The 20,564-nt window shown below is 70.0% G+C and carries 14 protein-coding genes and 1 pseudogene; 10 read left to right on the top strand and 5 right to left on the bottom strand.

Features of this window, described 5'->3' with window-relative positions:
* Window positions 1-138: 138 nt before the first annotated feature.
* Window positions 139-630, top strand: a complete 492-nt coding sequence (locus tag WMF26_RS01385) for a hypothetical protein (RefSeq protein WP_437998829.1) — start codon at window positions 139-141, stop codon at window positions 628-630.
* A 69-nt stretch (window positions 631-699) separates the two neighbouring features.
* Here the strand turns inward: WMF26_RS01385 and pabB are convergent, their stop codons facing one another.
* The 3 genes from pabB to WMF26_RS01400 are packed head-to-tail and all read right to left on the bottom strand — an operon-like array spanning window position 700 to window position 7,778.
* Window positions 700-2,970, bottom strand: a complete 2,271-nt coding sequence (gene pabB / locus WMF26_RS01390; protein ID WP_437998830.1) for an aminodeoxychorismate synthase component I — start codon at window positions 2,968-2,970, stop codon at window positions 700-702.
* Window positions 2,967-3,557: an anthranilate synthase component II gene (locus tag WMF26_RS01395; protein ID WP_437998831.1), complete on the bottom strand. Its 591-nt coding sequence runs from the start codon at window positions 3,555-3,557 to the stop codon at window positions 2,967-2,969. The genes pabB and WMF26_RS01395 overlap by 4 nt, the downstream gene beginning before the upstream one ends.
* 57 nt (window positions 3,558-3,614) lie before the next feature.
* Window positions 3,615-7,778 (bottom strand): amino acid adenylation domain-containing protein, encoded by a 4,164-nt coding sequence (locus WMF26_RS01400; RefSeq protein ID WP_437998832.1) that lies wholly within the window; start codon window positions 7,776-7,778, stop codon window positions 3,615-3,617.
* 1,136 nt (window positions 7,779-8,914) lie between these two features.
* Here WMF26_RS01400 and WMF26_RS01405 point away from each other — a divergent pair.
* Complete coding sequence (locus WMF26_RS01405) at window positions 8,915-9,310, top strand: GFA family protein (RefSeq protein WP_438002509.1); 396 nt, start codon at window positions 8,915-8,917, stop codon at window positions 9,308-9,310.
* A gap of 58 nt (window positions 9,311-9,368) precedes the next feature.
* On the opposite strand, the gene WMF26_RS01410 is transcribed toward WMF26_RS01405, so the two are convergent.
* Window positions 9,369-10,028, bottom strand: coding sequence for a glutathione S-transferase family protein (locus WMF26_RS01410; protein WP_437998833.1), 660 nt, complete (start codon window positions 10,026-10,028; stop codon window positions 9,369-9,371).
* A 204-nt stretch (window positions 10,029-10,232) separates the two neighbouring features.
* On the opposite strand from WMF26_RS01410, the pseudogene WMF26_RS01415 reads away from it, so the two are divergent.
* The 8 genes and pseudogenes from WMF26_RS01415 to WMF26_RS01450 all read left to right on the top strand — a co-directional run.
* A pseudogene (locus WMF26_RS01415) lies at window positions 10,233-10,319 on the top strand (hypothetical protein); the annotation flags it as partial.
* A gap of 152 nt (window positions 10,320-10,471) precedes the next feature.
* On the top strand, window positions 10,472-10,624 hold the full coding sequence (locus WMF26_RS01420; RefSeq protein WP_438002516.1) for a hypothetical protein: 153 nt from the start codon (window positions 10,472-10,474) through the stop codon (window positions 10,622-10,624).
* 361 nt (window positions 10,625-10,985) lie between these two features.
* The gene (gene xylA / locus WMF26_RS01425) at window positions 10,986-12,317 is read left to right on the top strand and encodes a xylose isomerase (protein ID WP_437953574.1); all 1,332 of its coding nucleotides are present in this window, start codon (window positions 10,986-10,988) and stop codon (window positions 12,315-12,317) included.
* 296 nt (window positions 12,318-12,613) lie between these two features.
* Window positions 12,614-14,134, top strand: a complete 1,521-nt coding sequence (locus tag WMF26_RS01430) for an L-fucose/L-arabinose isomerase family protein (protein ID WP_437998834.1) — start codon at window positions 12,614-12,616, stop codon at window positions 14,132-14,134.
* A gap of 338 nt (window positions 14,135-14,472) precedes the next feature.
* Window positions 14,473-14,961: an Appr-1-p processing protein gene (locus WMF26_RS01435; RefSeq protein WP_437998835.1), complete on the top strand. Its 489-nt coding sequence runs from the start codon at window positions 14,473-14,475 to the stop codon at window positions 14,959-14,961.
* A 31-nt stretch (window positions 14,962-14,992) separates the two neighbouring features.
* Window positions 14,993-15,601 carry a GyrI-like domain-containing protein gene (locus WMF26_RS01440; RefSeq protein ID WP_437998836.1) on the top strand — a complete coding sequence of 203 codons (609 nt, stop codon included), beginning with the start codon at window positions 14,993-14,995 and terminating at the stop codon, window positions 15,599-15,601.
* Window positions 15,602-15,711: 110 nt separating this feature from the next.
* Entirely contained in the window at window positions 15,712-16,098 is a 387-nt protein-coding gene (locus WMF26_RS01445; protein ID WP_437998837.1) for a VOC family protein, read from the top strand.
* Between the two features lie 184 nt (window positions 16,099-16,282).
* Complete coding sequence (locus WMF26_RS01450; protein WP_437335448.1) at window positions 16,283-17,038, top strand: class I SAM-dependent methyltransferase; 756 nt, start codon at window positions 16,283-16,285, stop codon at window positions 17,036-17,038.
* Window positions 17,039-17,071: 33 nt separating this feature from the next.
* Here WMF26_RS01450 and WMF26_RS01455 read toward each other — a convergent pair whose 3' ends face one another.
* Window positions 17,072-20,521 carry an AgmX/PglI C-terminal domain-containing protein gene (locus tag WMF26_RS01455; RefSeq protein ID WP_437998838.1) on the bottom strand — a complete coding sequence of 1,150 codons (3,450 nt, stop codon included), beginning with the start codon at window positions 20,519-20,521 and terminating at the stop codon, window positions 17,072-17,074.
* Between the last annotated feature and the right edge of the window lie 43 nt (window positions 20,522-20,564).

A 20,564-nucleotide genomic window follows, 5' to 3' on the forward strand; every position in this document is an offset into this window, starting at 1 on the left:
CAGCCCGCTCCGCCTCAGGATGCAGGTCGCTGCACGGATACCGAGGAGCTGCATCGCCGCGGCTGCGACGCCGGGCTGCTGCCCTGACACACCGGAGTTCTTGCGGTGGCCAGCCTACAGGGAGGACAATCGGGTGAGATGGTGACCACCTCCTCGTCGGTGCAGGTCGAGCTGCTGGAACGGACGGACGTGTACGTGGTGGCGACCTGGCGGCGGCTCATGCTGCTCATCTGGCGCGGGCAGGAGAGCGTCGCCGGCATCGAGCGTTCCCGGGCGCACTTCCGGGCCTGGGCGGAGCGTCAGCCGGGAGGGGCAGCGTTCCTGATCGTGGTCCCCCGTCAGCACACCGGGCCGCCCAACGAGGAGAGCCGGGCGGCGATGCAGCGGGCGGCGAGCGCTCCAGGGGAGTACATGAAGGGCGTGGCCACGCTCGTCGAGGCCGAGGGGTTCATCGCCGCGTCGGTCCGCGCCATCATGATGCGGCTGCAGCCCCGCGGGTCGCAGGCGCCCGCGCCGAACATCTTCCGGACGCCGGGCGAGGTCGCGGCCTGGGCGGCGATGGTGCTGCAGGACCGGGAGATCACGCCCGAGGAGCTCGCGGAGGCGCTCCGCGTGGCGCGCGAGGGCTGAGCGCGCGCCCGCCGCCCGCTCGCCCTCGGGCCGGCCCGGTGTGCCCGGGTGGCCCCGTGTCACCCGCCGTCAGGCTCCGTCGAACACGGCTCCGTTGATCTTGTCGCAGAGCGCCGCGTCGTAGCCGAGCTTCGCGTCGTGGAGGCTCACCGCGGGGACCGCGCCCATCAACGAGTTCGTCAAGAACACCTGGTCCGCGGCCATCAGATCCTCCACCGTGAGGCGCCGGTCCTCGACGGCGAAGCCCCACTGCGGCAGGAGCCGCCGGACCTCGGCCGCCATGGTGCCCGGCAACGCGTGCGCTGACGCGGGGAAGCATGCGGTATCGCCAAACACGCAGCACACGCTCGCGGTGTTCGTCTCCGACACGGAGCGATCCGCGTTGAGGATCAACGCCTCGTCCGCGCCGTGGCGCTTGGCCCAGTCCCCGGCCAGTTTATAGTACATGTAATTGAGGGTCTTGTGGCTGGCGAGGTGCGTGTGCCGGCAGTGCGGATACACCCGGAGGGCCAGCCCAGGCTTCGAGCTCAGGGCAGGGCGCGGCGAATAGGGCCTGGCGCTCGCGAAGAGCACGGGGGACGGCCGCGCGCCGCTCGGCTTGCCCGCGGCCGCCACGAGCTTCACCACGGCGATCGCGCTCGACAGCCCGTTCCTCCGGATGAGCTGGGCGATGACGTCGGCCCAGGTGACATCCGGCGGCGCGGACTGGAAGAACTCCCGCCAGGCGAGCTCGAAGCGCTGCAAATGGGCCTGGAGCAGGATCGGACGGCCCGCCTGGACGCGCAAGGTCTCGAAGAAGCCGAAGCCATACGCCAGCCCTTCGCAGTCGAGCGGCACCGAGGCGGCCGCGCTGGGTTTGAAGGCCCCGTCGTGCCAGACCGTGCCGGCGCTCCGCTCGTCGCCGCCCGTCGCGGCCAGGGCGTTCATCAGCGTGCGCCCCTTGTGGAGCGTCTCATCGAACTCGCTCGCTGGATCCGAGTCGAAGACGATGCCGCCGCCGACGGAGAACACGACCCTGCCGCCCGTGAACGTCGCGGTCCGGATCGCGATGGATAGATCCATCGTGCCGTCGAACCCGACGTAGCCGATGCTGCCCGTGTAGATGTGCCTGCGGACCGGCTCGAGCTCGTCGATGATCTCCATCGCCCGGATCTTCGGGCACCCCGTGATCGAGCCGCCCGGGAAGGTCGCGCGGAGCAGATCGACGGCATCCATGCCGGGATCGAGCTCGCCCTTCACGATCGAGACGAGGTGATAGACGTTCTGATAGGCCTCGAGGCGCTTGTGCTCGAGCACGCGCACCGACCCCGGGCGGCAGACCTTGCCGATGTCGTTGCGGAGCAGGTCGACGATCATCGACAGCTCGGCGTCTTCCTTCGCGCTCTCCAGGAGCTCCGTCCGCAGGGCATCATCCTCGTCCGGAGTCCTCCCGCGAGGCCGTGTGCCTTTGATGGGTCGCGTCTCCACGCTGCCGTGCCTGAGCTCGATGAACCGCTCGGGGGAGGTCGAGACGATCTGGTGGTCTCCGGCGTTGATGTACGCGAAGAAGGGCGCCGGATTGGCCGCATACATCCTGGCGAAGCAGTCGAAGGGGTCCCCGGCGAACGGCGCCTGAAAGCGCTGGGACATGTTCACCTGGTACACGTCGCCGTCGACGATGTACCTGCGGATCGCCTCGACCGCCGAGAGGTACTCCTCCCGCGAAACGATCGAAGCACATTGGCCGCTCGCTCGCGGCGCCGGCTCGCGGAGCGCCGCCGCCGGCGCGCCGAGCGCCTCCTTGAAGCGCGCCACGTCTCGGCGAAACGCATCGTCGTGCTCTTGCAATCCTCGCAAGCGCATCGCCAGGAGCGTCGTCGCTCCCGAGACCCGGTCGTGGATCACGAGGATGGCCGGCGCCACGAGGTGCACCAGCGGCAGCTCGAGATCGTCGATGCTCGTCCTCGGCAGCTGCTCCAGGCAGTCCTTCAGATCGTACGCGAAGTAGCCGAGGAGCCCGCTGGACAGCGGCAGCGGCGCTCCCAGCTCCGGCACGCTGCAGTGCCGAAGCAGGCGGCGCAGCGCGGTGAACGGGTCCTCGTCGAGCTCGACGCGATGGTCGCCGTCGGCGAGCGTGGTCCGCGCGCGGTGACCGCTCAGCGACAGCCAGGGATAGACGCCGAGGATGTGGTGACGGGCGGAGTCGAGCTCCCCGCCGCTCATCAGCGCCACGGTGCCGGGCAGATGCGCGAAGCGGCGCACCACGTCCACGAACGGCTCCTTCAGGTCGAGGGGCTCCGAATGCACCCCCGTCACCCTCCGGAGCCAGGGCAGGCTGACGTCGACCGCAGCTGTGCTCATGACAGCGCTCCTTTCAGCGGACCCGAGCGCAGGAAGTTCTCGACCAGCGTGAACCCGTGCTGGGTGAGGAAGCTCTCCGGGTGGAACTGGACGCCGAAGAGCGGATGGCGGACATGTTGGATCGCCATCGGCACGCCGTCCGTGGACCGGGCGTTGACCCTCAGCTCCTCGCTGATGCCCGTGACGGCGAGCGAATGATAACGCGCCACCGTGAACGGCTGGGGGACGCCTTCGAAGAGACCGGTCCCGTCGTGATGTACGGCGCTCGTCTTGCCGTGCATCGGCACGGGCGCGTGCACCGTGCTGCCGCCAAACGCTTCGTTCATGCACTGCATGCCGAGGCACACGCCCAGGATGGGGACCTCGCCCTGGTAGCGACGGATGAGCTCGGTCGAGATCCCGGCGGCGCTCGGGCTCTTGGGGCCAGGGCTCACGAGGACGTAGTCGGGCCGCTGGCGCGCGACGTCTTCGACCGAGAGCGCGTCGGCGCGGAACACCGAGATGTCCAGGTCGTAGCTGCGGAACATCTGCACGAGGTTGAAGGTGAAGGAGTCGTAGTTGTCGATGACGAGAAGCTTGGCAGGCATGCTCTAGCCTCGTGTTTTCTGTGAGAGAGGGCGCCGCCTTCCTCCCCGGCGCGGCCGCTACAACATCGTGAGCCCACCGTCGACCGGCAGGTACGAGCCGGTCATGAACCGCGACAGGTCGCTCGCCAGGAAGAGCACGGCACCCGCCATGTCCTCCGGCAAGCCGTTGCGGCGCAACGGGGACTTGGAAGCGATCGCCTCCTTGACCGCGGGCGCCATCGGCATGGCCGCGTCCGTCAACGTGAGCCCGGGCGCGACGGTGTTGACGCGAACGCCAGAAGGACCCAGCTCGGCGGCGAGCGCGCGCACGAAGGCGTCGACCGCGGCCTTCGCCGTGCTCTGCGCGAGGAACCCCTCGTTGCTGCGCCTGGAGAGGCTGCTCGAGACCGCCACGATGCTGCCGCTCTTGCGCCGGAGCATCTCCGGGACGACCGCCTGGCACGGGAGGAACACCGCCTTGAGCTCATCGCTGACCTTCCGCTCGAGATCGCCCCAGTCGTACTCGACGAAGGGGCGATGACGAAAGTTGATATGCGCGTTCGCCACCAGGACGTCGATGCGCTCGAAGCGCTGGTGGACGGCCTTCACGAGGTTGGCCACGTCGGCGGCGTCGGTCACGTCTGCCCCGAAGACCTCGGCGACCCCGCCCTCCGCCTCGATCTGCTCCTTGACGCGCCGAGCCTGCGCCTCGCTGTCCCGGTAGTTGATGGCGACCCTCGCGCCGTGCTCCGCGAGCAGCAGCGCGGTGGCGAGCCCGATACCACGGCTGCCGCCGGTGACCAGCGCCACCTTGTCGTGGAGCAGCCCCGAGCCCGCCCGCGTCTTCGGCGCTCGTCGAGCCGTGGAGGAGGGCTGCGCCTTTCGCTCGCTGGGAGGCCGGCGCGCGATCTCGCGGTCGATCGCGGCGGCCATCGCGTCGAGCTTGGGCGCATCGAAGAGCTCCGACACGACGAGCTCGACCTGGAATACGTCCTTGATCCTCGCCAGGACGCGCATGGCAGAGAGCGAGTGCCCACCGATGCCGAAGAAGTGCGATCGGCGGCCGATGCGCGCGGCGGGCACGTTCACGACGAGGGACCAGATGTCGGCGAGCGCGCGCTCGGTCGGGCTCGCCGGAGGCTCGTACGGGTCGCTCTGTTGCAGCTCGCCCTGCGCCTCGAGGAGCGCGCGGCGATTCATCTTGCCGTTCGGCAGCTGCGGCATCGCGTCGAGCAGGACGAACGCGTCCGGCACCATGTACGCCGGCAGCCTGTCTTGCAGGAACGCGCGCAGCTCCAGGAGGCGCACGGCGCTGCCGGGCGCGCTGGTGTAGAACGCGATCAGCCGATCGCCCTTGCCCACGACCGCCCGGGCCCGGATGCCTTCGAAGTCGCCGAGCACCTTCTCCACCTGGCGCACGTCGACGCGAAAGCCCCGCACCTTGACCTGAAAGTCCCAGCGACCGATGTAGTCGAGCGTGCCGTCCGGGAGGTGTCTGACGACGTCGCCCGTGTTGTAGAGGCGATCGCTCGGCTCAGCGCCGAACGGGTTGGCCACGAAGCGCTCGGCGGTCAGGGCGTCGAGGCCGTGGTACCCCTCGGGCAAGCTCACGGAGGCGACGTGCAGCTCCCCGGGGACGCCTTCGGGCACCAGCCTGCCCTGGCGATCGAGCACGTAGACCTTTGTGTTGGCGATCGGCGTGCCGATCGGGACGAAATCGCGGTGACCGTCGAAGCTCGCCGTATCGTAGTAGCTGATGTCGTTGAGCTCGGTGCAGCCATAGTTGTTGAGCAGGCGCGCGCTCGGGAACACCTCGCGGAAGGCGAGCACCAGGGCCTTCGGCAGCGGCTCGCCGGCGGTGATACATATCTTCAGCGCCGGCAAGCGCCGCCCGCTCGACTGCAGGTGCTCGATGACGCTCGCGAGGTGCGAGGGCCCGATGTTGAGGCGGCTGACGTGGTGCTCGGCCAGCGCGGCGACGAAGGCCGCCGCATCTCGGACGGTGTCGTTGCCGATGAACACCTGCGGGCACCCGTTGAGCAGGCCCGCGAACAGCTCCTTGACCGCGACCGCAAAGACGAACGTCGTCTTCTGGGCGACGACCTCACCCGCCTCGAACGGCAGCCAGGTCTCGAGGGCGCTCAGCCAGTTGTCGAGCTGGCGATGGGGCACCCGGACGCCCTTGGGCTTGCCCGTGGACCCCGACGTATACATGACATAGGCGAGCGCCTCGGGCTGCGCGCGCAGCTCCGGCGGCGTATCCGGGTACTTCGACGCGGCGTTCCAGACCTGCTCGAGCCTGAGGCACCGGGCGTCGTCGAGCTCGAGCTGGGCCTGGTGCTGGGCGCCGCAAACGACGGCGCTCGGGCGCGCGTCCTCGAGGATCTGCCGCACGTAGGACTTCGGGTATGCCGGGTCGATCGGCACGTACGCCGCCCCCGCCTTCCAGATACCGAGCAGGGTCGCGAGCAGCTCGCCGCTGCGATCCAGACACACGGCGACCAGGTCCCCTCGCGCGACGCCCCGCGCCGCGAGCGCGTGCGCCACCTGGTTCGCGTGCCGCGCGAGCTCGAGGTAGCTCCAGGCGCCCCGCGCGTCCCAGCACGCCACCGCGCCCGGCGAGCGCTCGACCTGCGCGTCGAAGCGCTGGACGAAGGACCAGGCTGGCGCTGGGGTCGCCGGCGCTCGGTTGTACCGCTCGAGCAGCTTCTGAACGTCGGCGTCGCGCAGCAGAGGCAGCTCGAGCACGCGCCGATTCGCGTCGCTGAACATGCCTTCCAGCACCCGCTGATGGTGAGCGAGCAAGCGCTCGATGGCCTCGCGGTCGTACAGATCGGAGGCGTACACCACCTCCACCTCGAGCTCGTCCGCCCCCCCCGAGTACGACAGCTCGATCTCGCATCGCGCAGGGACGTGCTCTCTCGCGAGCAGCCTCCGGACCGCGTCGTCGCCCTCGTCGGGATCGGGGTAAGCGTAGAAATTCACGTCGCCCGGCAGCGGAGCGCCCAGCGAGGTCTCAGGGAAATTTTGATGCCTCATGACGATGGGCACCAGCGGGTTCGCGCCGCCGCGACGCGCGACGTCGGTCGCCTGCAGGATCCGTTCGAAGGGCACGGCATGCTCGAACGCGGTCAGCACCTGCGCGCGCACCGCCTTGAGCAGCGCGCCGACGCTGGTCTGTTCGTCGATGTGTAGCCGGAGCGGCAAGATATTGATGAAGAACCCGATCAAGGGCTCGAACTCGACGTCCGTTCGGTTGGACGTCGTGGTGCCGATGCAGAGGTCGTCCCTGTTCGTGTACCGGCCGATCGTGACGCCGAGCGCCGCGAGCAACGACATGAAGAGCGTGCAGCCGTGCTGGCGAGACAGGAGTTCGAGGTTTCGCGCAAACTCGCTCGAATAGCGATGCACGAAGCTTTGGCTCTTCGTGCCGGATTTCGCCTGCCGCGTATGCGTCGTGGGGAGCTCGAGGCTGTCCTCGTAGCCCTCGAGCGTTCGACGCCAGTAGTCGAGGCGCGCGGACGACTCCGAGGCCCGCTGCGAGCGTGCGTAATCCTTGTATTGTACGGTCAGCGGCGGCAAAGCTGGCCGCTCCGCGCGGCAGAACGCCGCGTAAGCGCTCTGGAGCTCCCCCAGAAAGACGGCCTTCAGCGACCAGGCGTCCGCCGCGATGTGGTGCACGTTGAACAGGAGCAGGTGCCGGTCCGCCGCCAGGCGCAGCAAGCTCACGATGAAGATCGGACCCCGGAGGAGATCGAAGCGATGCTCGAGGTGTCGCTCGAGGTGCTCCAGCATCCGAGCGCGGTCGACGGCGATGACCGGCAGGCGCACGCGCTCCGGCGGCGCGACGAGCTGCACGGGCTCTCCCTTGTCCGTCTGCCCGTAGCAGGTGCGCAAGCTCTCGTGACGGGCGACGATCTCGCTCAAGCTCTGCTCCAGCGCAGCGACATCGAGGTTGCCTCGGACGAGCAGCAGGAGGGGCAGATTGTAGCTCGTGTTCTCTGGACTGCGCTGGTGGTGGATCCACAGCCGCTCTTGGAACAAGGACAGCGGGCAGCCCTCGTCGCCGGGCGCCGGCGGCGCCTGCAGTTCATCCGCCGCCGCTGGTGACGCTGCCGTGGCCGAGGGCGACATCACGACGGGCTGCAAGCTCGCTGCCTCCTCGCGAACGATGCCTCCCTCGTCGTGCACGAGCCCCGAACGACCCGTGACGTGAACATACGAACCCTCATCGACAGCCATACCTGCTCCTCCAGGGAGTGGAACGTCCAAACGCATCGGCGATTCGCAGGCCCCTGGCGATAGCTAGGCTATATTTGTGCAAAGCCAAACCCTAGCTCAAGCTTCTTGCGCGATCGCCAGTATCCCAATGATACCCAGTTGAGCCGCCTCTTTCGGCGCGCGGTCGGTCAGAGGGGCACTCACAGCTCGGCAGGCCGCCGAGGCCGGTCAACCGCCGCAGGTCCTTCTCAAGTATACCAAGAACGGTCGATCATGCGCGTTCGGGCGTGCGCCGCGTCGTTCATTCCCGCAAGGGAGCACGAGGACCTTACCACGATCTGGCGTTGGTCGGAGGGTTTGGTAGGTTCGCGCACACGAGACCACGCTCATGTTGGTCGCGTGGACGTAGTGATGACTGCAGAGCGTGTCAACGGATTTGAAACAGCGGGAGCGTGGATTCCAGAGGGAAGCAGCTTACCGCCTCGAGAAAACGGCGCGGCGCGCTGAGGTGCGGAAGGCATCGGTGCAGACGGTGGCTCCGGGCTCGGAAACGCTGTCAACGTCCAAACAAGCGGTTTGTTTCATGGAAGTTTCTGATGAACATGGAAATGGCAATCTGATCCTAGTCACCCGGTCAGTAGAGCTGGCCTTGCCTTCAGTCGCGCAAGGTCACCTTGGCGTGCAGCGCGACGAGGGCGATGCTCGGGTAGCCGTTCTCGCGCCCTTGCCGCGTCGGCCGCCGCAGCCGCCGGCCCCGCCCGAGCCTCCCCCGGCGCCCCCCCTGGACGCGGCGCCGCACAGGCCGAGCCCGCCCCTGCGGCCGCCACCTCCGTCGCCGCCCTGGCCCGGCGCGCCCCAGTCGCCGTCGCTGGCCGGTCCGCTTCCCCGCCGGCCGATGCTCCGGAGCCCGCCCTCGCGCGCGTTCGCCACGGCAGGCCCGCCCTGCGCGGTGGAGAGCTCGGCGCGCTGCGACAACCTGAACACCCCCGCCGCTGATGGTCAGGCCGTCGCGGGGGCACTTCTTCGTTGCGGAGGGGTAGGGCATCGAGGGCCCGCTCGCGCCTTCGTCCGGTGCAGGGCCCGCGCGGTCCCGGGCCGGTCTCCTTGACAAGGTGGGGCAGCCGTCGGATACGCTATCTATCCACCGGAGCACCATGATGATAAATCGCCTCGCGAGCTGCAGTTGCGGCAAGTTGTCGGCCGAGGTCGAAGGCGAGCCGATTCGCGTGTCCGTCTGTCACTGCCTGGCCTGCCAACGACGGACCGGAAGCGTGTTTGCCGCTCAGGCCAGGTTCAGCCGCGAGAACGTGAAGATAAAGGGGCAGGGGAAGGACTTCGTTCGAATCGGAGACGAAGGGACGAAGAGCACCTTCACGTTCTGTCCCGAGTGTGGCGCCACCGTCTATTACACCATGGCCGGGCACGAGGACGTGATCGCCATACCGGTGGGAGCCTTCGCGGACCCGGCCTTCCCCGGTCCGACGGTATCGGTCTATGAAGAGCGAATGCATGGCTGGGTGGTCATGCCGCGAGACATCGAGCACATGCGCTAGGCGACTGAAGTCATCCTCGCGCCGTCCGCGCTGCCCCGCCGTGACGAGGGCTCGCGCTCTAGCGGATGTCGTCGACGCTCACGCCGAGTCGCTCGGCGTAGAGGCCAAGGGTGCGCTGCCACGCCGGGCGGGCCTGACAGCGCTCGAAGTACGCCTTGAGCCTCGGGAAGGGCTCCATCAGGTCGGTCTTGCGGATGCCGCGCAGGACGCCGGCCATCATGATGTCGGCCGCCGTGAAATCGGCGCAGGCGATCCACTCGCGGTCCTCGAGGCGGCGCTCGACGTCGCCGAGCCAGCGGCGGGCGAGCTTGGGCACCTCCGCGTGCAGCGTGCGTGCGGCCTTGCCGCTGTCGAAGATCCCGATCATGTCGAGGCACACCAGGGTCGGCTCGACGGTGCCGACCGCGGCGAAGCACCACTGGACGACGCGGGTGCGGCCCTGGACGTCGCCCGGGATCAGCTTGCCGGCCTTCTCCGCCAGGTAGAGCACCACCGCGGCAGATTCGGCCACCACGAAGCCGTCGTCGTCGATGACCGGCGCCTGGCGGAAGGGGCTGATGCGGCCGTAGGCGTCGCTGTCGAGCTCGCCGGCGGTGTGGTCGAGCGCGTGGACGCGATACGGCAGCCCGGTCTCCTCGAGCGCCCACTGCGCCCGGAGGTCTTTCGTCTCGCCGATCCCCTCGGGGAAGATTCTACCGAAGCCATAGAGCGTGATCATGTCGTTCTCCGATCGATGGCCGGATCCCCCGGCCGGCGCCGGAGCGTGCCATGTTGCGGACGGCGGCGCGAGCTCCGGCGCCAGGCCGGTTGACCCAACCCGACGCGGCCCAGCGAGCCGACCCGGGTCGAGGCGTGAGCGATCCAGGTCGACGCATGAGCGACCGCTGCTCCTCGACGTCGATTCCACACGAGGAGGACAAGGATGCCCACCATCGCAATCGTCGGCGCCGGCATGGCCGGCCTGCACCTCGCGCTGCACCTCCAGAAGGAGGGCTTAGGCGTGAGCCTCTATGAGGAGCGCACGCCGGACGAGATCCGGGCGGGGCGCCTGCCCAGCACCGTCGCGCTCTCCCCGCCGACCCGGGCGCGCCAGCGGGCGCTCGGCGTCGCGCACTGGGAGGGGGCCGAGCACGCCACGGGCGTCGTCCGGCTGCGCGTAGGATGCGCCACGAGGACGATCCGGCGCGGTTCCACGCGGCGCTGCTCGACGCGGTGCTCGCGCACGCGCCGCTCACGGCCGAGCGCGTCGACCGCCAGTGGGCGATCCTCTCGTCGCCCGACGCGACCGCCCGCTTCATCGCGAGCCACGCCTGACGCGGGGGACGCCGGCGCTCCACCCCGTCGCGGCGCAGCCAGCGTGCACCGGGGCCTGGTGGAGCGGCTCGGGGAGCGGCCCGCGCAGCGCCGGCGCCCCCGGACATGGCAGTCGCTGGCCGGTCGGGGCGAGCTCTGGCGCGCCGACGCGGCGGCTTGCGCGGCGCGCAACGGAGCGCGCAACGAAGCGCGCGAGGGTGCGTCGATCAAAGGGCTGGACTGACTTAGTAAATAGTGCTAACTTACTCTCGGACCACGTGATGCAGGCCGTGGAAGGCCGCCGTGATGATCCGTCAACCCCGTGGTGCGCCTGGTCAGGGTCTGACGAAGGCGCACGCAAGCCACGAGCAGGAGAGCCGCCATGACCGTCGTGATTGGAAACAAAGAGTACTTCCCCGGTGTCGGCAAGATCCCCTACGAGGGGCCTGAGTCCGACAACCCCCTCGCCTTCAAGTGGTACGACGAGAGCCGCGTCGTCGCTGGCAAGCCCATGAAGGACCACTTCAAGTTCGCCGTGTGTTACTGGCACACCTTCTGTGGTCGCGGGCACGACCCGTTCGGTCCGGGGACGATCAACTTCCCCTGGGACGAGGGGAAGGACCCGCTGACCCGCGCTCGCATGAAGATGGACGCGAACTTCGAGTTCATCACCAAGCTGGGCGCGACGCACTACTGTTTCCACGACATCGACCTGGTGGAGGAGGGCGACAGCCGCGCCGAGACGTCGCGCCGCCTTCAGGGCATCGTCGAGTACGCCAAGCAGAAGCAAGCGCAGTCGGGCGTCAAGCTGCTGTGGGGCACGGCGAACCTGTTCTCGAACCCGCGCTACATGAACGGCGCCTCCACGAACCCGGATTTCTCCGTGGTGGCCTACGCCGGCGCTCAGCTGAAGGACGCCCTCGACGCCACCATCGCGCTGAACGGTGAGAACTACGTGTTCTGGGGCGGCCGCGAGGGGTACATGAGCCTCCTGAACACGGACATGAAGCGCGAGAAGGAGCACTTCGCGCGCTTCTTGACCATGGCGCGCGACTACGCGCGCGCCCGGGGCTTCAAGGGGACCTTCTTCATCGAGCCGAAGCCCATGGAGCCGTCGAAGCACCAGTACGACTTCGACGCCGAGACGGTGATCGGGTTCCTGCGCCAGCACGGCCTGGACAAGGACTTCAAGCTCAACCTGGAGACGAACCACGCGACGCTCGCTGGCCACACCATGGAGCACGAGATGCAGGTGGCCGCGGACGCCGGCATGCTCGGCAGCATCGACGCGAACCGCGGCGACTACCAGAACGCGTGGGACACCGATCAGTTCCCCTACAACATCAACGAGACGGTGGAGATGATGCTCATCCTGCTCCGCAGCGGCGGGTTCCAGGGCGGCGGCGTCAACTTCGACGCGAAGCGCCGCCGCAACTCGACGGATCTGATCGACACCTTCCACGGCCACATCGGCGGCATGGACGTGTTCGCCCGCGCGCTCATCATCGCCGACGACCTGATCCGCAAGTCGCCGCTCGAGTCGATGCGCAAGGCTCGTTACGCGTCGTTCGACGGCGGCAAGGGCGCAGAGTTCGAGCAGGGCAAGTTGACGCTGGAGCAGCTGGCCGAGATCGGCAACGCTGGTGGTGAGGTCAAGCTCACGAGCGGTCAACAGGAGCTGTACGAAAACATCGTCAATCGGTGGATTCGGTAATTCGATAGGGCGCGCGAGCGAACGGCATCTCAGGCGCCGCTTCAGCTCGCCCCCACCCTCGCCGCCGCTCTTCGAGAGGATCACGGCGACGAGCTTCATCCTGCCGTTACAGGTCGGCTCCGAGAGCCTTGACCCTGCGGAACACGGTTGCTTGTCCCACCCGCCGCGGACGCGCGCCGAGCCCTCGGGCTCGGCGGGGGGCGCTCGTCCATCGTCGCGGGTGGCGGCAGGTACAGGGAAGTTGGACAAATCGAGGGCGGTCCGCGGACCGCGTCGGACGTGGAAAGAGGTTGGCGATGGGGACGCGCAAGCCGGTCATTCTGGGTTTCATGGGCAACCGGGGGTTCTTTCCCACAGAGTTCGCGGTGGAGGGCGCGCGGGCGACGGCCGGGGTCGTAGAGGCGCTGCTCGGAGAGCACGTCGAATACGTCGATCTAGGCAATGTGGAGTCCTACGCGGACGCCAAGCGCGCTGCGGGGGCGGCTCAGGAGTATCGGCAGGGAGTCGATGGCGCTGGCGCCATCGGCGTGATCTGCTCCATGTACAATTTCTCGGATGAGAACGGCATCCGGGATTTCCTGCGCCTCGCGGATCTGAACATCCCGGTCTTGATCCACACGGAGCCGGACGTGCGTGGCCAGGGGAGGATGGGGGAGCGGGGCCGTCGCGACGGCGCTTGTGGCCGTTTCTCCGCGGCCAACGCCCTGCGCCACATCGGGTATCCCTACACCTTGACGACGAAGCACTGCGAGTCGGTGCGCTCCGCCCAGTTCGCGCGGGATCTGCACGCGTTCTATGCCACGTGTGTGCTGGCCTCCAAGTTCCGGCGTCGCGGCCGCGGCGTTCGCCTGGGGCTGGTGGGATCGGGGCCGGACGCCTTCCAGACGGTCACCCACGTCTCCACGGAGCTCCTGGGGCACATGGGGTTGAGCACGGCGGGGCTGGAGCTGATCGCCCTGGACCGGCAGATGCGCCAGGTCGATGCAGCGCAGCTCTCGGACAAGCGCGAAGAGATCCGCGCCCACTTCGGCGCGGTCGATGTCCCGCCGTCGTCGCTGGACGCCATCGCGCGCATGGGCGTGGTCTTCGACCGCTTCATTCGCGACAACGACCTGGACGGCATCGCCGTGCGCTGCTGGACGGAGATGCAGAAGTACCAGATCGGCGGGACGGTCGGGGTCATGCCGTGCACGTGCATGAGCATGCTCTCGGACAAGCTCTTGCCCGCCGCGTGTGAGACGGACATCGCGGGCTGGATGGGGATGTACATGCTGCAATGCGCGTCCGGCCTGGTTCCGGTCCTGGGGGACTGGAACAACATGTTCGACGACGACCGAGAGGAGGTCGACCTCTTTCATTGCGGCGTCTGGGCCAAGAGCGTCATGCACCCCGGGGCCAGGATCACGGAGCATCAGATCCTGGCCAAGGAGGTGGGCAAGGACAACAGCTGGGGCGCGGTCGACGGCGATCTCAAGCCCGGCACGTGCGCTTTTCTGCGTCCGTGCACCAACGCGCGGGAGGGCAACATCTTCATGTATGGCGGCGTGGGGCGCGTGACGGAGGAGCGCATCAAGACCTTCGGCACGCGCGGTCGCGTCCACATTCCGCGTATCCAGAAGCTCTTCCGCCACGTCACCGACCCCAAGCGGGCGGTGGAGCACCACACGGCCCTCGTCGTGGGTGAGGGCCAGGCCATCGCCACCACCATGAAGGCCGTGCGAGACGCCCTGCCGTACATCAACGCCCAGGCGGGCCTGAGCCAGACAGGCCGCGAGTTGATCGAGTACTACGAGCACAGCACGGTGGAAGAGCTCTAGCGGTTCGAAGGCGGCGCGCGTCGACGAGGCAGCGCGAGCGCCGCGTCGAGCGATCGGAGGCCGAGCGCCTCGTGCCGACGGCAGGGCCGCAGTCCGGGGCCCGCCTCGGCCGGCCACCGCAGCCGCCGGCCCTGCCCGAGCCTCCCCCGGCGCCCCCCGTGGACGCCGCGCCGCGCACGCCGAGCCCGCCCCCGCGGCCGCCTCCTCCCGCCCTCGCGAGCCACGGACCCTCGCCCATGACCCGCGCCGAGGCGGGTCCCGCTCGTGACCCGGCCGAATTTGCGGTACGCTTCCCGCATCATGAGCGACGTCGAACCCGTTGGTGAAGCAGAGGACTGATGACGACGATCAACTACGTGGTCGGCGACGCTACCAGGCCGGTCGGCGAGGGCTCGCGGATCATCGCCCACGTGTGCAATGACGTCGGCGGCTGGGGGCGGGGCTTCGTGACCGCGCTGTCGGCGCGCTGGGCTGCGCCAGAGGTAGAATACCGCCGCTGGCACCGAGGTGAGCTGGCCGATCCGCCGTTCGGGCTTGGCCAGGTGCAGCTCGTGGAGGTCGAGCCCAGGTTGTGGGTCGCGAACATGATCGGCCAGCACGACGTGAGGGCGCGCGGCGGGGTCCCACCGGTGCGCTACGAGGCGATCGACGCTGCGCTCGCGGCGGTCGCCGCTTTCGCGCGTCAGCACGACGCGTCCGTGCACATGCCTCGCATCGGGGCAGGCTTGGCCGGAGGCAGCTGGAGCGAGATAGAGCCCCTCATCGAGCGGAACCTGTGCTCGGCGGGGCTTCGCGTCAATGTCTATGACCTCCCGGGTCAGCGGTGAGCCGCCGCCCCGCCTAGCCTCAGGTGCATTCGTGTCGAAGGTTGATCTCAAGAGAGAGCTCAAGCATCTGTACCAGGCATCCGCGAAGGAGGTGGTTCAGGTCGAAGTGCCGACATTCAAGTTCCTCATGGTCGACGGCGAGGGGGACCCCAACACATCACAGGCGTACGTCGAGGCAGTGGAGGCGCTGTTCTCCGTCTCCTACACGGCGAAGTTCATGGTGAAGAAGGGGTCGCAGGGGATCGACTATGCGGTCATGCCGCTCGAAGGCCTCTGGTGGTCGGATGACATGTCCGTCTTCACCGCCAACGATAGGTCGAGATGGAAATGGACGATGATGATCATGCAGCCTCATTTCGTGGAGGATGCGGTGATTCACGCGGCCATGGCGGAGGTGAGGCGAAAGAAGGCGCTTCCCGCGGTAGACGCCCTCAGGCTGGAGAGCTTCACCGAAGGATCCTGCGCTCAGGTACTTCACATCGGCCCCTTCACGGAAGAAGGGCCGACCATCCAGCGAGTCCACGATTTCATCGATGCGCGCTCGGCGCTCGCAGGAAAGCACCACGAGGTGTATCTGAGCGACATACGGCGCGCCGACCCAGCCAAGTGGAAGACCATCATCCGCCAGCCCATGGAGTGATGGCTGGCAGAGCGCTCGCGCCGACGCCGCTTCGCGGCGCGGCTCGACTCAGGCTTCGCCCGCAGAAGACACGCGCTCCCTCACCACCACGACCCGTCCTCGGAGGTTCTATGAAGCGAGTTACCGGCATCGGGGGCATCTTCTTCAAAGCCAAAGACGCTCCGGCGCTGCAGGCTTGGTACAAGCGGCACCTCGGGATCGATGTCCAAGCGTGGGGCGGCACGGCCTTTACCTGGACCGACGGCGAAGGTAAGCCGGTCGCCGGCACGACCGTCTGGTCCATCGCCCCGGCAGAAGGCGATCAATTTGCGCCCAGCGCCGCGACGTTCATGGTCAATTACCGGGTCGAGGACCTCCACGCCCTCGTTCAAGTCTTGCGCGAAGAAGGTTGCAACGTCCTCGAGAAGATCGACGATTCCGAGTACGGAAAATTTGCCTGGGTCATCGATCCAGAAGGAAACAAGGTAGAGCTTTGGGAGCCGCCTGCCGGCCGATGACCGGGGCGATCGGCCTCAACACGAATGTGCGGCCTGACAGGTGCTTCCTGTCATGTCTGGCGGTCGTGGCCCCCGGGCTTCGGGTATACGCTTCCCGCGCGATCGCCCGCGTTGCCGAGGCGATCTCGCTCACCTCACAGCGCGCCCGAGCCAGACCGAACCCCCTCGCTCAAGGAGATGCCCCATGCAGATCACCCTGTCGCCCCAGGACTACGCCACCGCGTTCCGCCTCCTCTCCGCGACCTCCAGGCACCCGGAGAACATCGCGGAGGGAATCCGGCAGCGCATCGTCCCCCACCTGCCCGAGGGGCCGTCCTTGCTCGACGTCGGCGCCGGTCCCGGCGCCATCGCGGCGCGGCTCGCGCCGTGGTTCGGCGCCATGACCCTGATCGAGCCGAACGAGGCGCAGCTCGGCGCGTCCGCGCCGGCCGGCGCCGAGATCTTCCGCGACACCTTCGAACGGTTCGAGTCGCCGCGCCGCTACGATCTCGTCCTCTGCTCCCACATGCTCTACCACGTGCCCCTCGCGGACTGGGGCGGCTTCATCGACAGGCTGCTCTCGTTCGCCAAGCCGGCGGGGTACTGCGCCATCGTCCTCGGCGCCGATCGGGGGCAGAACTACGAGATGCACCGCGATTTCACGTCGATGGTCATCGACAGCTCCGTGCTCATCAAGACGCTGCGGGACAAGCAGCTCGCGTTCGACGTGGTGGGGAGCCACAACGCCTACACGGCGGAGACGCTCGAGGAGATGGTCACGCTCTGTCGCTTCTTCGTGCTCGCGGACTGCATCTCCGCCGAGCAGCTCGCCGCGATGACGGAGGGCGAGGCGCGCGCGCTCGACGAGAAGATCCGCGAGCACGCCGCGCGGTGCAGGACCGAGGACGGCGCGTACCGGCTGAGCCAGGACGACGACATGATCATCCTCCGCCGGGCGTGACCGTCCCGCCGCGCGTCGACGGCGTCCTCCGCGTCAGCGCGCGACCGCGCCGAGATCCACGAACGCCTGGTCGGTCATGATCACGAAGGGCCGCTCGTCGAAGCTCAGGCCGCCCTTGCCGTCGTGATCGACGATCTGCAGCTTGCCCATGCCGTAGCCCATCGGGCCGCGCGCATAGTAATGCGCCTGCAGGGTGTACCGGCTGGCCCGCCGGTCCCGGGGCGCGCGGATGGTGAAGCACTCGGGCCCGTAACCGGTGGTGACGTCGGCGTAGAGACGGCCGCCGCTCGGCAGCGTCGGGCTCTCGTAGTAGGCGTGGCCGCCGCGGTCGTCCCGGATGTGGAAATCGACGTCGTTGGCGTCGGTCTCCCAGGTCAGCACGAAGCGGAGCGACGGCGCCCGGTCGAGGGCGGCGCCCGCCTTCGCGAGCCGGGCCAGGACGGTAGGCCGGCGCGCCGGCTCCGCCTTGAGCCACGCGGCGGCGACGAGGCCGAGGTCCTCGCGCAGGATGCCCTCGACGCCGGCGAAGCGGCCCGACGGGTAGCGGCGCGCGAGGCCCGCCGCGAGCGCGTCGAAGGCGGCGGCGTGCTCGCCCCGCTTGAGGCGCGCGAACGCGAGCAGGCGGTGGCTGGAGGGGTGATCGGGGCGCTGCTCGCGCGCCTTCTCGTAGGTGTCCACCGCCAGATCGAGGCCCACCTCGGCCGGGAGGCGCTCGAGGCGCGCGCCGGCGAAGCGGCGGAGGTCGGCGCGCGCCGGGAACAGGTCGATGAGCGAGCCGTACGCGCGGGCGGCGCCCGGCGCGTCGCCCGCGGCCTCGAGCGCCTCGCCGAGCGCGACAAGCGCGAGCACGTCGCCGGGCGCGTCGGCGTGCCAGGCAGACGCGTCGCGCGCCGCGGCCTGCGCGTCGCCGTGGGCGAGGAGGTCGTGGACCCGCGCGAAGCGGCCGGTGTACGGCTGGACCGGCAGCTCCGGCGGCGGCGCGGCGGCGCGCGGCGCGGCGGTGTGCGGCGCGGCGGCGCCGGGGGCGGCGTGCGGCGCGGCCGCGGCGTCCGGAGGCGCCAGCTGGAGCGGGTACACCACGTCGACGCTCCCGACCTCGGGCCGAGGGAAAGTCAGCCCGTAGAAGGCGCGGATCACGCAGGAGACCACGGCCCCGTCGGGCAGATCGGATCCGCCGTCGCGCGCGTTCACGACCGCGCCGCTCGGGTCGATGGTGAAGCGCACGGCGACGCGGCCCTGCAGGCGGGGGCTCCGCTCGAGCCCGCGCTCGTAGCAGAGGCGGAAGCGGCCGAAGCTCTGGCGGACGATGCGCTGGATCACCTCCGGCGGGAGGCGGCCGCTCACCTGCGTGACGCCCATGCGGACCGAGGGCGCCGCGGCCCGGTGGTGGCCGCCGAGGCGGCCGTGCCCGCTGCCGAAGCCCTGGCCGGCGCCCGCGGACGGCGCGGGCGCGGCGGCACCGTGGCCCAGGGTGCCGATCGAGCCGAGGCCGATGCCCTCGGCGCGGCCGCCGCCGCCCTCGCCGATGCCCGACAGCCCGAGCCCGCCCGCGCCGAAGGACGCCTCGCGCGCGCCGGGAGGCGGCGCCGGCGGCGCGGGGGGCGGGCGCAGGGCCGCGGCCTCGCCGGCGGCGTCGTCGGCGCGCGGGCCGGCGGGCGGCGCGGCTGCCTGCGGCTTCTCGGCCGGCGGCCACGAGCGCTTCTGCACGGCGATGCGGCCGCCGTCCACGGTCAGGATGTCGGCGAGGCCGCGCCGGGGGATGTCGAAGCGCTCGTAGTCGCCCTCGGTCTCCAGCACGAGCAGCGCGGTGTACGGGCTCAGCACCCGGTGCGCGATCGAGAGGTCGACGACCTGCTTGCGGAGGGCGTCCTGGCCGCCGGGCGCGACGTCGCCGGCGAGGAGGCCGTCGATCTTCGCGCGGGCCCAGGCGCGCTCGAGCAGGGGGCGCTCCACGCCGCGGAGGTCGGGCGCGGAGGTGCGGCCGTCCACCGTGATCCGGACCGGCAGCTCGGCCGGCACCTCGGCGTAGACGAGCGCCTCGTCGCCGGGCTGCACGCCGTCCAGCGTGCGGGGCCAGACCCAGCGCGCGCCCTCGACGCTCACCGCGATCCCCGAGCGGGTGGCCGAGGAGAGGCGCCGATCGAGCTCGGCGACACCGCGGGCGCCGTCGATCACGGCGCCGTCGCGGGGCAGGCCCGCCGTGACGAACTGCCGGAGGAGGGCCTCGTCGCGGAGGCCGCCGAGCGCGACCGCGTCGAGCCGCTCGACGCCCGCGTCGCGCAGCGCCGCCGCGGCGCCGCGCAGGGCGCCCGGCGCGACCTCGCCCGCGGTGGCGACGCCGTCGGAGAGGAGCACCACGCGAAGCGGCCCGCGGGCGCGCGCGCGCTCGCCGGCCCAGCGGAGCGCGCGGCCGAGATCCGAGGCGCCGAGCGCCCTCCGCTCGCGGATGCGCCGGAGCTCCGCCTCGCCGAACGCCGAGGCCGCGCCGTCGAAGACGGGGGCGACGGTCTGGTCGTAGCAGGCCACGGTGAGCGGCGCGTCCGGGCCGCCCGCGCGCGCGGCCGTCCGCGCGACGGCCGCGAGCAGGCCGAGCTGCTCCTCGAGATCGAGCGCCCGCGAGGCGCTGGTGTCGACGAGGACAACGGCGGAGGCGAGCGGATCGGGCCGCGACTCCACCGTGGGGCGCACGCGGGCGAGCGCGAGCTCGCCGCTGCGCAGGCCGCCCCGCGCCTCCATCGGCGCGAGGCGCGCGGGCGCCACCACGAAGTCGGCGTCGGGCGCCTCGTCCGTCCGGTGGAGGGCCTGGATCGGCGCGGCGGCGCCCGCGACGGTGGCCTCGAGATCGAGGTAGCTCACGACGGGCAGGCCGCGCAGCGGGACGGTGAAGGGGGCGTCGGGGCGGAGCTCCTGGGAGTACGCGAGGACGATCTCCTTCACGCCGCGCGGCGGGATGGGGAAGACCCGCGCGGTCACCTCGTTGCCCGACGCCTGCTCGAGCAGCGCCGGATCCTGCTTGCGGTGGAGGAAGTCCTCGTACGCCTCGCGCGCGCGCTGTCGCTCGACGACCTCGCCCTCTTGCCAGCGCTTGCCGAGCCGCATGGCGAGGCGGCCGAGGCTCGCGCCGGGCGGCAGGGTGACGCGGAAGGTGCCTTCGAGCGCGCGATCTTCGGGGTTCTCGAAGGTGAGGTGCAGCTCGGTGAACGCGAGCGGCGCCTCGATCACGGCGCGGCCGGTGAGGGCGACGAGGCGCAGCCCCGTGCCGTCGGCGGCGGTGAGCCGGATCGGCGCGGCCGGGGGGCGGCGCGCCGCGGTGGCGGGGGCCGGCTCGGCGGGCTGGGCGCGCGACGCGGCGGGGTCGGGCCCGCGCCGGTGCGCGCCCGGGGCGGCGGGCGGCGAGGCGCTGTCGGCGCAGCTCGAGAGCGCGAGGACGAGGGCGGCGAGCGCGGCGAGCGCAGCGCGGCCGCGGGGGAGGGAGCTTCGCACGAGGGCCTCCGGTCGTGGCGCGGCGGGCCGCGCCTGAACGCGC

This window comes from Sorangium sp. So ce185, from assembly GCF_051526825.1.
GTDB classification, from domain to species: domain Bacteria; phylum Myxococcota_A; class Polyangia; order Polyangiales; family Polyangiaceae; genus Sorangium; species Sorangium cellulosum_D.